Below are 16388 nucleotides of genomic sequence, written 5' to 3' on the forward strand. Positions count from 1 at the left end.
TTAAACGAATGAAAAGCGATAAAAAATACTTAAAGAGATATCAAAACAAAAAGCTAATTACTGTCATAATTAGCATTTTTGTCTTTATCGCTTTGTTGTTTTCAATTCTTGGGATCAGTTTAATTAAAACTAATCATCATCATAATAACCAAACTAATCCAAACAACTATGCACTTAACAATCATGCTGGTTTATTAGAAGATAATACTAAGCGTGATAATATCAAAGCCAACAATAATTTTTATGTGCAGAATGCTAATAATGATTATTTTGTAATGACTAAAACAGGGATCCAAAAACTTGATGTTTTTGGTAATCTGTATTATCAATTTGATTATGGTATGGAGTTTGCTAACTATGAAACCGTAGATCTAGCAGCCAATACAATCAGACCAAATTATTATTACTTATTAATTAAAAACCCGTTGATTAGCATCACGGGTTCAGGATTAATTTCATTGGTAGTTAATTCACCTGCATTTGTTTTAGAACTATACGATGATCCAAAAGCCCAAAATCCAGGATTAACTATTACCAAACGCTTTAGATTAGATGCTTATCAATTCTCACGTGACTTAGCAGGACTTTATGCTAAGGTTGGTTTTGAACCAAAACTAGCTGATAATGCTTCAAATGATGAACTAAATAATGCCAAACAACAAGCAGTTGGTTTATTAGATCGTCCAGCTAATACTTCATTCTTAAATAATTTATCGTATTTTTATTATCATTCAATCAGTAAAATTGCCTTCTTAAATAATCGTTTGGCAATCTTTGGTAGTAATGATGTCATTAGTATTTGGTATTACTTATTTAATATCAACCAAACCAACGAAGATAATAACCAACAAACTGATCAGTTTAATATCTATCCGCGTTTATTTGCCAATACCAACTTTAATTGAACATTAAAAGAACAATCAAACTCAGAACACACCAGAGCTGCTAATTTTGTTGTTAATAATGTCAAACTATACACACCAGCTTATTTCGTGGCTGGAATTAATGTTGTTAAACAAGAATTAAGAACAGAAAACGATAAGGATAATAATAACCAACTCGTAATGTATTCATTACACCTTGGTTTAATTCCAGCACCGATCTCTAAAGTATCAACAACTAGCGCCCAATACAGTCACATTATTAGTTCTTCATTTTATAGCAAGGATGATGAAGCATACTCTAATATTTTTGTTAGTGGAGCAATTTCACAATCAAAGATTGTTGAAATTACCAATAACTTTAATACGGTTAATGATTTCTTTTCATCATCATTTAGTTTAAAGCTATCTTATGATAGTAATAAATTTGATGAAAAGAAGAATAATCTAAGTCAGTATGCTTATCACTATTCTGTGCAAATTGATAATTCAACCATCAACAAAACTGGGTATGCTAATTTAATTGGGATCTTAGTGATTCGTTTAAGAATTGTTGGATTTATCTTTTCAGGTGATGATTATAAGTTTATCTCGGGTGGGGTTTATAACTTATTTGCTGATACTAGTGCAATCACGGGATTTCAATATATTACCAACATTATCTTTCATAAGGGTGTTTGGTGATTAGCATTCTATAACCCAACGACCACAACTACTTGGATTAATGAATTAAAAACAACAGTAAGCCGCACTAATCGCACGGTTTTATCAATCAATTATTCTGAAATCTATAAAGCTAAACAAGGATATAAGATCTTTTTAATCTTAGCACTAAGCCAGGATGCTTTTTATAGTTTAAGTGGTGCTGATGGTGTTGTGCATTTTAATCTGATCTATTTTGATCAAGAACAACAAAGTTATATTAATGCTGATTTTTATGATGGTGAGATTCCAGCGTTTGATAACAAACCAGAATCAAAAGGTTCAAAGCTATGAGGAATGATTAGCTTTAAGCCAGAATCATACTTATCAAACAATCAGTTAAGTAGTATGAATGCCAACGATGTGATGAACAGTTCGTTTATTCTTAATAAACTTGTTGATTACAAACCAGGGATCATTAAATTGCCAATCAAGATTATTCCAAGTGTGATTAATGATCGAACCTTAAAACTTGATGTTTTATTACCATACTTTAATGGCGAATATTATGGCACAAAACAAGCATTAAAAAACTTAGATTTCCCTTCAATCCAATATGATGGTCTAGATGCTAATCCAGTTTATGTTGTGCCAACGATTGTTGTTACTGTGATTTTAATCATCATCTTGATTGTTGCATTTGTCTTCTTGATTTTATGACAGATTAACAAGAGCAGAAAAGTGGCAGCACAATTGTTCAATCATGCTAACAATAAGATTGATAAATTAAATGATTCAGTAAATACGATTTATCAAAAAATTGAAACCAAATTATACAACCCTGCTAATGAGAAGAAAAAGCTAACTAATAAGTTCAATAAACCAAATGAAAACATCTCATATAACATCAGACATCAAAATTTAAACAACACTCGATTCATTAATCCAAACTATGGTGGTTATAAAAACCCTAATGGCTTTAATTCACCACGATACGCTAATCCAAACTACCGACCAACAACCAGTTATTACAACCAACCACGACAAGTAAACTCAACACAAGCATATCGAATGCAACACCCAACAAAAACATTTAGTCAAGCTGGATTTAATAATAAAAATTCTGGTTATACTCAAACAAGTTTTTGAAGCAATAATCCAACCAAAAAAATTAATTAGTGTTTAAACTAAAAACACTAATTTTTTTCGTAAAAAACGATCAAAAATTAATTTTTAATAACAACAAAAATAAGCAAAAAAATTAACTAAAAATTTGCTGCTAATTTCACTTAATTTATTGCTTTAAATTTTATTGTTTAAGCTCGATGCTTTTAATATTTTTTTAGATAAATTTATAATTCTTTTATTATTAAACTTTAATAATAAAAGTTGGATTTTAAATAAAAAATATTATAAACATTTAATCAAAGATTTAACTTTAAGTAATAATCCTAATTACATTAATAATTAATAAGCAAAACCAGATTTAATTAAATATAAACATAAATAATAAAGGGTATAAAATACGATGGATAATAAATTAACAACACAAAAGACTTTTATAAGTCCAATTAAAATTCAGGGTAAAAAGACAAAGTTAATAAAGAGTATAAAAGCTTTATTACCTGAAAATTTTAATTCACTTACTTATATTGAACCATTCTTAGGATCTGGTGAAGTGCTGATTAATTTAAAGCCTAAAAAAGCAATTGTTAATGACATTAATCCACATATTATTTCTTTTTTTAATGATTTAAAAAACAAAAAAATAAATTCTGAAATGATCAGAACTTATTTAACAAATGAGGGTAAAAAATTAAAAGAAATAGGCAGTGAATACTGGTATCAAAAAAGAAAAGAATTTAATAAAAAACCAAATTCATTAGCTTTCTTATTCTTAAACAGAAGTTGTTTTAATGGGATTTTAAGATTTAATTCTAAGGGTGAATTAAATACTCCGTTTTGTAATAAAAACGAAAGATTTTCCAAATCATTAATAACCAAAATAGTTAATCAAGTAATCCAAGTAGAAAAATGCTTAGAAGAATGTGATTGAGAGTTTTATTGCATGGATGTTTTTGATTTCTTATCTAAGAAATCATTAAATCTTAAAAATACATTCTATTATTTTGATCCACCATACATTAATCGTTACAGCGACTATTTTACCAACTGAACTAAGAAAGAAAATGATGAATTAATTAAAATTATTCTTGATAATAAGATTAAATTTATTTATTCAAACTGATTAGAAAGTGAATGAAGAAAAAACAACGAAATTGAACGTTTAACTAAGAATTTTAAAATTCAAAAAATAGAACACTTCTATCATGTTGGTGCAAAGATAGAAAACCGTAATTTAATCGTTGAATGTTTAATTTATAACTAAACATTCAACTTTATTTTGTAAATATTACTTTGTTGTTTTTAACAACAATTCTTTTTAATTTTTCATAAGTTTTTAAATCAGTATATTCTTTGAATTTAGAACGATATTTTGGGTAGTGCTTTCAATAATCTTCAAATATTTTTAAGCCATCTTTTTTGTATTTAGTAAATACACCATTGCCTTCTTTAAAATCATTGATATTATCAGTTTCTATACTACCAATATTTTCAGTATTGCCTGATCCTGGTTTATCTCCTGAAATTTTGTATTTTTCTTGAAAAAATCATTCAACATTATTATATGGATATTCAACTTTTTCATTAGTATTAAATATTACACCTTCAGTTGCTTTTTCATTTCTGTTATAAACAAATCCTATAACGTAGTGATAAATATAACTATCATATGGATATTGAATGTTTTTGACATTATTTCTCATAAAACTACCATATGATCCTAAGGTGAATTTTATTTTATTAGCTCTTCTATAAGTTGTTTTTATATCAATAGCAATATGCTTATTTTTACCGACAATTATGTTGAAATCGGGATAAACATTTTGTTTTTTAGTTACTTCAAATTTTCAATTATTTTGTTGGCATATTTCTTTAAGATGAGGAATTAAAAATAGTTCAAAAATTTTACCTATTAATTTTGAATCATTTCCAATTGTTATTGCTGTTTTTTTATCTGATAACAATATGCCTCTGATGCAGAATGAAAAATCTTTTAACTTTTCTTCTAAGGCGTTTTTGATGATATTAAAATAGTCGATCATAATGATTTGCTCTATTATAATCTCTACAAAGCAATAACTAATAAAATGCTTGTCTTGTTTAAGATATTTATGTCAACCAAAAATTGATAATAACCAAGATATCTTAATTAATCTATGGTTTTGATATATACAAAATAATCAATATAAATCTAATATCCAATTTAAATGTCATAGTTTAAAAAAAGTATAATTTTAATGTCAAAATAATAATCTTTATAGAAGTAAAAATACTTTTACTTCTTTAATTATTTTTATAGTTATTAAGTTTTAAAAAATCAACCAATCTGAAAGGCTAGATATTTAAATGGAGAACAAACAGATTAAAGCTGTAAGAGGGACAACTGATTGATATGATCAAGAGATGATTTTATTTGATCAGATTGCTAACAAAATGATTGAGTTATCACGATTATATTCTTATAATCGTGTAAAAACTCCAGTCTTTGAGCATGCTGAATTATTTAATCGTAACCTTGAACATTCAGATATTGTTAAAAAAGAGCTTTACCAATTTAAAGATCTATCTGATCGTTGATTAGCCCTACGCCCAGAAGGAACAGCTAGCGTGATGCGATTGGTGGCTGAACACAAGTTGTTAGATAAAAAACCATTACCATTAAGAATGTTTTATCTAGAACCGATGTTTCGTTATGAACGCCCCCAAAAAGGTAGAATGCGTGAGTTTCACCAATACGGCGTTGAGTTGGTTGGTGAATTAGATTTAGTTGATTATGTTCAGGTAATTTTGTTGGCAAAAACGATCTTAAAAACATTTAACCTTAATACGGTTTTAAACCTTAATTGATTAGGTAATTTTGCTTCACGTCAAAAATGAGTTGATGCACTAAATCAATATTTTAATCAACACATTGATCAATTAACTGAATTATCAAAATCACGCTTAAATTCTTATGGTGTATTAAGAATCTTAGACGATAAAATTGAAGCGCAAAAAGATTTTGTAAAAAACGCACCAAAGATTGATGAATTTATTTCACAAGAAGAAAAACAACAATTTCAAACTTTCTTATCTTATCTAGATGAATTAAATATTGATTATCAAATTAACAAACAATTAGTTCGGGGATTGGATTATTATTCACGCATTGTTTTTGAATTCATTCTAGAAGATAATCAAAAATCACAAAGCACAGTGCTAGCTGGTGGATGTTATGAAGATCTGGTAACTGAATTAACTAACAAAAACTATCAAGCCATTGGTTTTGCATTAAGCATTGAACGTTTTATTGCTTATTTAGATGAAACAACTAAAAATAACTTATTAAATAATTACATAAAACCAACATACTTAGTCATCAACTTAGTTGATCAAAAAATAATTAATACATTAAAATTAATTGAAGCATTGCGTCAAAAAAACTATAATGTTGTTTTTAACAACAACATTAAAAAACTTGATAAAGCAATCAAGTATGCTAATCGTTCAGAATATTCACACTTAATTATTTTGGGTAATTCTGAATGGGATAACAATACGATTACAATCAAAGATCTTAACAAACAAACTCAACAAACTATTAAGTGAGAAGAATTTATTAAATAGACCATGAAACCATTAAATTTTAATAATCGAAAAACTATTATTTCATTAAAAAATAACGAACTAATTAACCAAAATGTTGATATTGTTGGTTGAGTTAAAAACGTTCGTAAATTAGGTAATTTTAACTTCATTGAATTAGCTGATAAATCAGGGTTAATCCAATTGTTTGATAAGAATAATGAGTATGCTAATTTATCACGTGAAGATTTAATTTATGTTCATGGAAAATTACAACTTAAAAAGAATGCTAACAATAACATTGAACTAGGTGATCGCGAAGTTTTAATTGATAGCATTGATTTGATATCAAAATCAAAAACGCCACCATTCATCTTAGAAGATAAAACTGACGCACTAGAAGATGTGAGATTAAAATATCGTTATCTAGATTTAAGAAGACCGATATTACAAAAAAACTTAAAGTTAAGATCAGATTTTTTCTACCATGTTCGTAGTTTTTTAATTTCAGAAGAATTTACTGAAATTGAAACACCAATCTTATCTAAAACTACACCAGAAGGTGCCAGAGACTATGTTGTGCCATCAAGAAGTGGTGCTAATATGTTTTATGCCTTACCCCAATCACCACAAATTTACAAACAACTATTAATGATTTCAGGGTTTGAAAAATACTTCCAAATTGCCAGAGTATTCCGTGATGAAGACTTAAGAAAAGACCGTCAACCAGAACACACGCAAATTGATATGGAAGTATCATTCATGAACGTTGAACAGTTCTTTGATCTAATTGAACGGATGTTTATTTATGTCTTTGATAAGTTGTTAAATGTTAAATTACAACCAAAGTTCTTACGCATGAAATATGATGATGCAATGAACCGATATGGAACTGATAAACCCGACATTCGATTTGGTTGTTTAATTAATAATGTTTCAGAAATTTTTAAAAACCATGAGTTTGCTGTTTTTAAAAATTTTGCGGCAAAAAACCACTTAAAAGCAATCGTTTTAGATGAAATAATGATTTCATCAAAAGAACACAAGATCCTTGAAAAATATGCAAAAGATAATCAAGCTAAAGCGTTAAGTTGAATTAGTTTTGATAACAATCAAGTTGTTGATGGATCGATCAAAAGATTTATTAGCAATGATGATTTAAAAGCATTAGGATTAACTGACAAAAAAGGAACAATCTTCTTTGTTGGGGATGATGATCTAGATGTGGTTAATAAATCACTAGGTGCAGTAAGAAATCAACTAAATGAACTTTATCAATTAGCTGATGATAATGAATATAAGTTCTTATGAATTGTTGATTGACCATTATACGAATGGGATGATAAAGAACAAAAATACGTTTCAGCACATAACTTATTTACATCACCTGATGCTTCATGTTTAAATAACTTTAATGAAGATAAGAAGAATGCTAAAGCTTCATCATACGATTTAGTATTAAATGGTTTTGAATTAGCCAGTGGTGCGATCAGAATTACCAATCCAGAATTACAAGAAGAAGTGATGAAATCACTTGGTTTATCTAAACAAGAAGCTTATGATAAATTTGGATTCTTACTTGAAGCTTATCACTATGGTGCACCACAACACTGTGGTATTGGTCTAGGTGCTGATCGTATTTTGATGATTATTACCAAATCAAAATCAATTCGTGACATCATTGCCTTTCCTAAAAATAACCAAGGATTTGATTTAATGAGTAATGCGCCATCTGCTGCAATTGATGATAAGTTCTTAGACGAATTACATTTATCAATTAAGAAGTAATTATTAATCAATAATGGATTTTCAATCAGTTAATGCTCGTCTTGAAGATTTCAAAGAAATCTTAAAACAGAATAATTATTCAGAATCTAGTATTCATAAATTTATCAACGCCTTTGATTTTGCCAAACACTGACACGGTGAACAAAAACGTAAGAGCGGTGAACCATATATTATCCACCCACTAGAAACTGCAATTAAACTAGCAGAATGAAAGATGGACGATAATACGATCATTGCTGGATTGTTGCATGATTTATTAGAAGACACAAGCGTTGAAGAACGGCTGATTGTATCAACTTTTAATAAGGATGTTTTAGAACTGGTTAAGGTTGTAACCAAAATTTCGTTATTGGCTAAAAAGAACCGTGAAGGTTATTTATTACATAACGAACTAGATTACACAATCAGGGTTTTTAGTTCAATATCAAAAGACATCAGACCAATGATTATCAAGATTGCTGATCGATTTCATAACTTATCAACAATCAATTTCTTAAAGATTGATCGTCAAAAATTAATGGCTCAAGAAACCTTTGATATTTACGCTCAAATTGCTGGACGATTGGGAATGTATTGGATCAAAACCCAATTGCTAGATCTAACCTTTAAAATCATCAACCCTGTCGCTTTTGATGAAACACAATCATTAATTAATGAATGTAAATTAATTAACAGTGCTCGTTGAAAAAGCTTTGAACAACAGATCATTAAAATGCTTGATAGCAACCATGTTCATTATGAAATGACATCAAGAATTAAGGGTGTATATTCAACGTATAAAAAATTAAGTTATCGTCATAATAACATTAAAAATATTCATGATATTTATGCATTAAGAATCATCGTTGAAAATGAGTTTGATATCTATCATGTTCTAGGTTTAATTCATTTAAATTACAAATACATCCCCAAGTTTTTTAAGGACTATGTTTGTATTCCTAAAAACAATTTATACCAATCAATTCACACGACCGTATTAGTAGATAATACCCAAATCGAAATTCAGATCAGAACCAAGAATATGGATCGTAATTCACACCTTGGTTTAGCATCACACTGAGCTTATAAACTCAACCAAGATATTAGTGAAAATGATGAATATAAAACTGAAGTATTAAACCGTTTTCAAGTTGATATTTTTAATGAAAATAAAACCCAAGATATTAGTTTAATTAAAAACCTAACTAAGGGATCATTAATTGACGTTTTAGTCGCAAATAATAATAAAACTTATTCAGTTCCTGCTTCAATTAATGGATTAGAATTGGCTTATCGAGTTGATCCTAAACAATTTATTTTTTTAAATAAAATTACTTGCTTTAATGATAGTATTTCGTTTGATAAAAAACTTGATAATGGTGATGTAATTACTTTTGAATATGCCAATGAAATTAAGATTAATAATAGTTGGTTAAAACAAATCAAAAACCCAGCCATCAAAAAAGAATTAATCAGCATCATTGATAAATTAAATCAAACTGAATTAGATGACAAAATCTTCTTAGATAAATTAAAAAAATTCCTTAAGAATAATATTATTTCTGATGCTGATATTATCAAGAGAGTTAATATTTTAGGATTCAAAGATTTAACTGAATATATTAATTATGTAAATAAGATAAATTTCAAAAATAACGAGCAATATGAGTATTTTTCAAAAAACTATAACTGAAAAAAGACTCTTAAACAATTAAAAGCAAATCGCACAAAATGGTTATTTGATAAATCTTATTTTTCTGAAATTCCTGGATTGGATTTTGCTAACATTAAAATTAATAAATGTTGTTCGATCTTACCATTTATTCCATCAGCTGGAATTATTGAACGTAATGTTTTAAGTGTGCATTCACCTAACTGTAAGACGCTTAAAAAAACCAGAAGTGCTGAAAAGATTATTGCACTAAGATGGGATAATGAAAAATTAGAATCACGACCAAGATTATTTAGGAGTTATGTCAAGATTCATGGTGCATGGAGTGGAACAGTAATTAATGATATGTTATTAATTATTATTGAAAACCAAGCAAAGATCTTTTCATTAAATATTACTAAGGATAAGAAAAACAATACATTTTATGCTGAATTGGGAATTTATGTGCAAAACATGAAACACCTCAATTACATTATGGACCAGATTGCTTTAAAAGATATGTCGTTTAATTGGAACTTATTATAATAAGAAAATATGAAGAAAACTAAGTATGTATTTGTATCAGGAGGAGTTTATTCTTCTGTTGGTAAGGGATTATTTATTGCTTCATTGGCAAGTATTTTTAAACATCTAGGTTTTAAAATTAATATTTTAAAACTAGATCCATACCTAAATGTGGATTCTGGCACGATGTCACCATACGAACATGGCGAAGTGTTCGTGACATCTGATGGTGCTGAAACTGACTTAGATCTAGGTTATTATGAACGTTTTTTAGTGCAGAATTTATCTGAAAAATCTTCAATTACATCAGGTAAGATTTATCTAAATATTATTAACAAAGAAAGAAAAGGCGAATATTTAGGTAAAACCGTTCAATTAATTCCACATGTAACTAATGAGATTAAATCACGCATCTATGATGCTTCAAATAATAACGAATTTGACATCGTATTTTGTGAGATCGGTGGAACAGTTGGTGATTTAGAATCATTACCATTCATTGAAGCAATTAAACAAATTATTCATGAAAATGATGAGAATGATACTTCGTTTATTCATGTTGTGCCAATCATTAGTTTAACCAATAGTGAACTAAAAACAAAACCATTACAACACTCGTTAAAAGAACTAAATAATTTAGGTATTAATGCTGACTTTTTAGTCGTGCGTTCTAAAGAAGAATTTGATCAAAATATTTTAAATAAAATTGCCAACTCAACATACTTAAATAAGAACTGTATTTTTAGTTCAATTGATTTAAAAAATATCTACTTTTTACCGCATTATTTATACAATCAGAAGATTCATGAACGTATTGCAAATAAACTAAATTTAAGTATTAATACTAACCAAAAATTAGACGCTTGAGATGATCTTGTTTCTAAGATTAATAACCAAGCAAATGTTGCTAAAAAAATTGCGATTATTGGTAAATATACGAAGTTCAAAGATGCATACATTTCTTTAATTGAATCAATCAATTTAGCTGCTCATCATAATGGTGTTAATTTAACAATTGATTGACTAGAAGCTTCGCAATATGATGAAGCCAATCTTGATGAAGTTAATAATGTAGCCAAACAATACGATGGAATGATTGTGGCAGGTGGATTTGGTAACCGTGGGGTTGAAGGTAAGATTAAATTTATTACAGCAGCAAGAACAAACAAAATCCCGTTCTTGGGAATTTGTTTGGGAATGCAACTAGCTTGTGTTGAGTATGCTAGAAATGTCTTAAAGATGAGTGATGCTAATTCTGCTGAATTTGATGCTAAAACCAAACATCCAATTTTTAAAATTATGGATGCAGATAACAAAAACCTTGGTGGTAGTTTAAGATTAGGTGATTATTTAATTAATTTTAAAGATAACAGTTTAATCAAACAGATCTATAATTCTAACCAAGTTTATCGCAGACACCGTCATCGTTATGAATTTAATAATGATTTTATTGATAAGTTTAATGACAATAACTTCATTATTTCAGGAATCTATCAAGAAAAAAACTTAGTTGAAACAATTGAATTAAAAGATCATCCATTCTTTATTGGATGTCAATATCACCCTGAGTTTTCATCTAATATTATTAATGTTGAACAGTTGTTTGATTCCTTAGTTAAAAAAATCAAAATGTTATAATTTACCAGTTATGAAGCTATCTTTTGACTATCTATTAAAAAGTTTATTAATTATTATTCTGACGGTTTTAGCAATCGTAGGAATTGTTGTGGGAAGTGTTGAGATTGGATCAATCCAACCACAAGGACGATTTTATGATGGTGATGTTAGCACCACCATATATTTTTCACCATATAAACAAGTAAAACAAAATAGTCAAAACAACAGTTCTTGACAGGCTTCATTAAATGAAACGCTAGATTTTTCAAAGCCAAGAAATCAAGAAAATACACAATTAATTAGTAATGAATCTTGAACAACACTAGCAAACCAATATAGTAATAAATTACATGCATTAGGGTTTTCTGAAATTAACGTTTCTTACGTTGATAATGCTGAATTACCTGAAAATTTAAAGGTTGATGCTTCTTGATTAAATGATAATCAAAAATTACCTGCATTACAGATTTCAACTAATCGCACGATCAAACAAAATCCGAACGAAAGAGATCGTTTTTATCGTCAAAGATTATTTAGAAACATTCAAACAACCCTTAATAACCAATACAATTTAAGTTTAGAAACAACCGATGGTTATGTTGTTTTAGATAATGCTGATTTTATTAAAAATTCAATCCAAGTGACTAGACCGTCTGCTTCTAGTCCAAGTTCAGCATTAACAATTGAAGTTAAATTAAAGAATAACGAAAACTTCATTCAAGCTACTGATAATAATCAAAACAATAGCACTGATAATAATCAAACTAACAACACTGAGAATCAAAACAATCCAACACCTAATAACGAACAAAACCAACCATCAACTAACAACGAAACAACCAACAGCACCCAAAATCAAGATGGTGCAAACAATTCTGAAAACAAAGAAGAAACAACAGATAAACCATCTGAAAATAACCAAACACCACCAAGAACAAATAACAATAACAACCAACAATTAAAATACTTTGACAGCATTATTCCTGAAAACTCTGACTATAAAAAATCTAATGGTCAAGGTAGTGTAGAAGGATCAACTAACCCGTTATTTGCAACTAATAACACTGCAGATACGCTAGGTAATAGAAACTTAGTTTTATGAAATGATAAAGTTGGTGCTTTAAATTACGTAAGACAAATCTTTAAAGTTACTTGAAACTCTAATGAATGATTCTCACTAAATGATCAAGAAAAATCATTATGAAGTTTTTTACATGGTCGAGATGGTTTTGAAGCTAATGTTAATAATAAAAACTTAGTTACACCATTCAGATCTGCTAATGATATTCAACTAAATCATTTATATTACATTTATGCTCAACCAAAAGCATATAAAGCAGCTCCAACTGATAGTAAACAAACTAAACCAGAAGAAATAACCACTCCAGAAGCAACGAGAGAATCAAGAAGTTCAAAAACTGACTTTAGTGGTTTATTTTCTCACTTCATTTTATATGAAGTAAGAACAACTGATACATCAGGTAATCAAACTGAACAATTAACCAACTTATTCCCAACTAATGTAACAATTAATCACAATGGTAATGGGACATTAAGATTAACTAAACGTTTAACTATTGGTAATAAATACGAAGATTTAACATTTAATGATGCTAATAGTTTAGAAACACTAATTAAACAAAATGATGAACAACAACGCTTTGTGATTGTTGGTGAAACATCAAAACTAAATGATCCATTAATTAATAAAACATTTACTAATTTCAACCAATACCAATCAGGATTCTTAGCTGTTGGCATTATCTTATTATTAATTAGTTTATTACTAATCATTAGTTTCAAAATTCAAGGACTATTTGGTGTTTTTGGTTTCTTATTATCAAGCATCTTAACCTTCTTTATTTATTCAAAATTCAACGGTTTTGTTGATCTATTCAGCATCACAGGTTGAATTGGTGTGATCATCTTTAACTTCTTAGTTCAAGCATTTATCAACCTACACTTCAGACGGAATGTTTCAAATAAGATATCACTCTTAGAGTCGTGGAAGAACACGCATAACCAAACCTTCTTAAAAGCCGTTGATGTGCATTTAATTATCTTGGTAATTGGCTTGTTCATGTCATACTTATCAAGTTATGAATCACAATCAATCGGGATCTTATTAATTGTTTCAAGTTTAATTGGTTTCTTATTTAACTACGGATTAACGGTATTATTAGTTAAAATCTTTAACGCAATTAATAACTTCTCACCTAAACTGTATTTATACAAAAAAACCTACATCAACTTAAATAAAATTTCAGGTAACTTATCAAAAGATGCCATGGAATTCAATGATCTTGTTAGCTCAATTGATGAACAGGTAGAAAAAACCTTCTCAAAACAATATAAATACGAAGTAATGAATAAGAAATCACTAGCTGCATTATTCTTATTCATCGGATTAATTATTTTAGGTGCTTTTGGGTTATACCAAGCTTATAATTCTAGAACATTATTTAACAACACAGATAACTTATACGGATCACTAAATACGATCTTAATTAGTTTAGGATCAACCAGCTTAATTGGTTTAGTTTATTTCTTATTAAGATACCAATGAATTGTTGTTATTGGTTATGTTGTTCATGTGATCATTAGTTTTAGCATCATTCTAGGAACATTATTATTAACCAAAAACTGAATTAGCAATAACTTTGGTTATATCTTCTTGTTGATTAGCTTATTTAGTTATATTTATGCGATGGCTAACTTCGTGTTTGGTGTGACTAATTTATATACTTATTTCAATCTGAAAGAAATTTATAAAACCAAATCGGTTAAAACGATTGTTAATAATACCACAGTAGCTAATTGAGATTTCTATCTATACTCAACATTAGTTGCAACAATTGCTTATTTCATCTTCTATGGATTAAATTATGGTGGTAATGGTCAAAACTTAAATGATCAATTCAATCCAACATTAGCATATCTAGGTGTATTTAGCTTAATTAACATCATCTTAATCAACATTGCTTCAATCTTCTTACTAAACCCATTAATTGGTTTATTAATGATCCAAAAATCAAAAACCAATGCAATTTATTGATCTAAGGTATCAATTAAAACTAAGAAAGAAGAAAAGAATTTAGATTTAATTGATGAACAATTAGTTCAAGACATCAACTTCTTTAAAAAAGCCAATAAAGTTGTTTATCACGATCAAGATGAACAAACTAATAATTAATAGTTAATATGAACGACAAACTGATTAGTGAATTAAAAAAAACAATTCTTACAGTAGATAATTTTCCTAAACCTGGTGTTTTATTTTATGACATTACACCAATCTTTTTACAACCAGAATTATTAGATCAAGTGATCGAAATAATGGCACAAAGTGCTAAAAAAGCAGGAGCAACAATGATTGCTTCGCCAGAAGCTAGAGGGTTCTTATTTGGGGTGCCTGTGGCTAATAAATTAAAACTACCATTTGTTTTAGTGCGTAAGAAAAATAAGTTACCAAGAAAAACTTTCAGTGCTTCTTATGATCTAGAATATGGCAAAAACAATGTTGTTGAAATCCACCAAGACGCCATCCCAAAAGATGCTAAAGTGATGATTATTGACGATCTATTAGCAACAGCTGGAACAGTAGAAGCAATCAGCAATCTGATCAATCAATCAAATGCGAGTGTGGCTGGATATAGTTTTTTAATCCAATTAAAAAACTTAGATGGAATTAAACGTTTAGATCAACAAAAACCAATTAATTTTATCCTTGAATATTAAATTAATTAATAGTTAAAAGGTATAATATAAAGTATATTTTTTATTAACACTTAGTTATGAAACAATCAATTGGCTTTGCTAACAACTTTTATCTTTCTCAACAAGAACAGTTTGTTAAAAAAGCATTCTTTAAAGCTCATTTTTATGCTGGATTAGCTTTCTTATTAAGCTTTGTGATAGCACTAGGCATTAGTTTTTATATTAATAAAAACTTAATTGCTAATCCGACAATTTCATTCCGCTTATTAATCAGTTCTGCAATCAGTTTGTTGGTTGGTTTTATCTTTGCATTCTTTGCGATGTGATTAATCAGACCTACTTCATCAAAAACAACGATGACGATTAATTTTTCAATCATCTGGTTGTTATTAACTTATGGATTAGCTGGAATCTTAACATCAGGTAGTCTTTATGTTGATGGCTTTAATTTTACAGAAGTGCTATCAGCATTAGTAATCGTATCTGGAGTTTATATCACGGCTGCAATTAGTGGTTATTATATGTCAAACAAGACTGCTTTTAATCTAAGAAAGTTCTTGTTTATCATCTCAATCGTGTCACTAATCATGATTGTGATTATGCAATTTGTTTATATCTTTGCATTCAACAAACAACAATTCAATATCTGATTCTTAGTAATCAACATTGTTGGTTTAATCATTTCAGTAATCAGTTTAATCTTAACTTCACAACAAACAAGAGCAGTTTTACAACAACTAGAACTAAGTGATAATAACAAACAATTAACAAGCAATTTCATCCTATATACAGCATTTGTCTTGTTTTATAATCTGTTTACTTTACTAATTTATGTAATCAGATTAATGCGTTATTTAAGATAATTAAAACTAAGACTTATTACAGCTTAAATTAATCAT

The 16388-nt window shown here is 28.3% G+C and carries 10 protein-coding genes; 9 read left to right on the top strand and 1 reads right to left on the bottom strand.

Annotated features, from left to right (window positions below; genetic code table 4):
* Positions 1–8 precede the first annotated feature (8 nt).
* Together JJE79_RS00850 and JJE79_RS00855 are read left to right on the top strand one after the other, a co-directional pair.
* Entirely contained in the window at positions 9–2702 is a 2694-nt protein-coding gene (locus JJE79_RS00850; protein ID WP_222926608.1) for a cytadherence protein C, read from the top strand.
* Positions 2703–3051: 349 nt separating this feature from the next.
* Positions 3052–3912, top strand: coding sequence for a Dam family site-specific DNA-(adenine-N6)-methyltransferase (locus JJE79_RS00855; protein ID WP_222926609.1), 861 nt, complete (start codon positions 3052–3054; stop codon positions 3910–3912).
* Between the two features lie 10 nt (positions 3913–3922).
* Here the strand turns inward: JJE79_RS00855 and JJE79_RS00860 are convergent, their stop codons facing one another.
* The gene (locus tag JJE79_RS00860; RefSeq protein ID WP_222926610.1) at positions 3923–4690 is read right to left on the bottom strand and encodes a type II restriction endonuclease; all 768 of its coding nucleotides are present in this window, start codon (positions 4688–4690) and stop codon (positions 3923–3925) included.
* A gap of 304 nt (positions 4691–4994) precedes the next feature.
* On the opposite strand from JJE79_RS00860, the gene hisS reads away from it, so the two are divergent.
* From hisS to JJE79_RS00895, 7 genes are read left to right on the top strand one after another with little or no spacing between them, the layout of a single operon-like run.
* Complete coding sequence (hisS, locus tag JJE79_RS00865; protein WP_222926611.1) at positions 4995–6254, top strand: histidine--tRNA ligase; 1260 nt, start codon at positions 4995–4997, stop codon at positions 6252–6254.
* 3 nt (positions 6255–6257) lie between these two features.
* A complete protein-coding gene (gene aspS, locus JJE79_RS00870; protein WP_222926612.1) occupies positions 6258–8000 on the top strand; it encodes an aspartate--tRNA ligase in 1743 nt (580 codons plus the stop codon).
* Positions 8001–8013: 13 nt separating this feature from the next.
* Positions 8014–10176, top strand: coding sequence for a RelA/SpoT family protein (locus tag JJE79_RS00875; RefSeq protein WP_222926613.1), 2163 nt, complete (start codon positions 8014–8016; stop codon positions 10174–10176).
* A gap of 9 nt (positions 10177–10185) precedes the next feature.
* Positions 10186–11793, top strand: a complete 1608-nt coding sequence (locus JJE79_RS00880; RefSeq protein ID WP_222926614.1) for a CTP synthase — start codon at positions 10186–10188, stop codon at positions 11791–11793.
* 10 nt (positions 11794–11803) lie between these two features.
* Entirely contained in the window at positions 11804–14965 is a 3162-nt protein-coding gene (locus JJE79_RS00885) for a hypothetical protein (protein ID WP_222926615.1), read from the top strand.
* 8 nt (positions 14966–14973) lie between these two features.
* Positions 14974–15510 (top strand): adenine phosphoribosyltransferase, encoded by a 537-nt coding sequence (locus JJE79_RS00890; protein WP_222926616.1) that lies wholly within the window; start codon positions 14974–14976, stop codon positions 15508–15510.
* A gap of 56 nt (positions 15511–15566) precedes the next feature.
* Entirely contained in the window at positions 15567–16352 is a 786-nt protein-coding gene (locus JJE79_RS00895; RefSeq protein WP_222926617.1) for a hypothetical protein, read from the top strand.
* Positions 16353–16388: the final 36 nt, after the last annotated feature.

Source organism: Mycoplasma sp. E35C (genome assembly GCF_019873825.1).
In the GTDB taxonomy this organism is placed as follows: Bacteria; Bacillota_I; Bacilli_A; order Mycoplasmatales; family Mycoplasmoidaceae; genus Mycoplasmoides.